Raw genomic sequence first — 1,590 nt, 5'->3', positions numbered from 1 at the left:
CGTCGATCCGCCGCCGGTCGTGACCGAAGGCGTACCGCAGGGTCGACCAGGCTACATCGCCGTCAGCCGCACGGTCTCGATCAAGGACGCTCTCGATCGCATCGCGGCCGCGAAGATCGATGGGCACTTCGAGCTCATGGGCGACATCGTGCCGATCGGTAACGACGTCGCCGCCGGCGTGAAGACCGAGGAGCGGCCACTGCCTTCGATGCCCGAGGCGAAGATCGTCGTCGCCGTCCCGGAGATCAAAGCGCAGCTGCCGATCGCCATCGTCGGTGCGGGCGCCGGCTCGGCGGGCCTCGGCCTCCTCGTCATCCTCATCGGCGTGATGATGGGATCGTCGGCGAAGAAGGAAGCGCGCAAGGCCGCGCAGACCCAGCCCGGCATGGGCCCGGCGAATCGCCCATCGGTCCGCAACCTCGAGACGAAGCCGAGCGATTCGATCACGCCCGGCACGCATGGTGGCTTTGGCTCCGGCGAAGCGTCGATCGCCGCGCCCGCGGACATCGGGCCCGGCACCATGATCGGCCGCTGGGAAGTCATTCGCCGCCTCGGCTCGGGTGGCATGGCCGACGTCTATCTCTCGCGCGCGAAAGGCGAGGGCGGCTTCGAGAAGCTGGTCGCGGTGAAGGTCATGCACCCGCACCTCGCCCGCAATCAGCGCGCGGTCGAGCACTTCCTCGACGAGGCGCGCCTCGCCGCCCGCATCGCGCACCCCAACGTCGTCGCCATCCAGGACCTCGGCAAGATCGGCAACGACTTCGTCATCGTCATGGAGTACGTCGAGGGCGTCGACCTCGAGCGCTTGCTGGCCTCCGCGCGCGCCGGTCAGCGCCCCGTGCCCGTCAACGTCGGTCTCGGCATCCTCTGCCGCGTCTGCGACGGCCTCACCGCCGCACACACCGCCGTGGGGCCCGATGGCACTCCGCTCAGCGTCATCCACCGCGACGTGAAGAGCGCGAACGTCCTCGTCTCGCGCCAGGGCGGCGTGAAGGTCGTCGACTTCGGCATCGCGAAGGCCGCCACGCAGACGCACATGACGGTGCAGGGCGAGACCAAGGGCACGCCGTCGATGATGGCGCCCGAACAGCGCGTCGGCGAGAAGGTCGATGTCCGCGCCGACGTCTACTCCACCGGCGCCGTCGGCTTCGAGATTCTCTCCGGCCACGCCGTGAACCTCGACCTCGCCGCGCTCGCGCACCTCGGCGTCGAGAACTGGCCGCACCTGCCGCCGCCCTCGCAGCTCCGCCCCGATCTCCCGCAGGAGCTCGATCGCATCCTGCTCGGCGCCATGAGCTTCGAGCGCGAGAAGCGCCCACCGAACTGCGCCGCGCTCGAGTCCACGCTCGAAGAAGTCATGAAGCGCTACGGCCTGACCTGCACCGACAAGGACATCGGGCGCTGGGTCGACGCCGAGATCCGGATCGTCGCCCCCGAGTTTCAGACCCTGAGCACCGGCGTCAGCGCCCCGACGTCGGGCTGAACAGGTCCGCCGGTCGATGGTTCAGGTCGACCTCGACCCGGGGCTGACCGCCATTGGCTAGAACCGGAGGGTGGCGGAGGCGCCGGTGCTTGTCGGCGTGATGAACG

Annotated in this window: 1 protein-coding gene; it reads left to right on the top strand. The window is 69.4% G+C overall.

From position 1 onward, the window contains the following. The coding region (locus tag AC30N0_RS03485; protein WP_489516545.1) for a serine/threonine-protein kinase at positions 1-1,483 on the top strand (1,483 nt) is incomplete at its 5' end. Positions 1,484-1,590: the final 107 nt, after the last annotated feature.

This window comes from Rhizobacter sp. (assembly GCF_031412495.1).
Lineage (GTDB): Bacteria > Pseudomonadota > Gammaproteobacteria > Burkholderiales > Burkholderiaceae_C > Schlegelella_A.
Note: the sequence above shows the minus strand (reverse complement) of the source record. Positions and strands in the feature narration are given on the sequence as shown.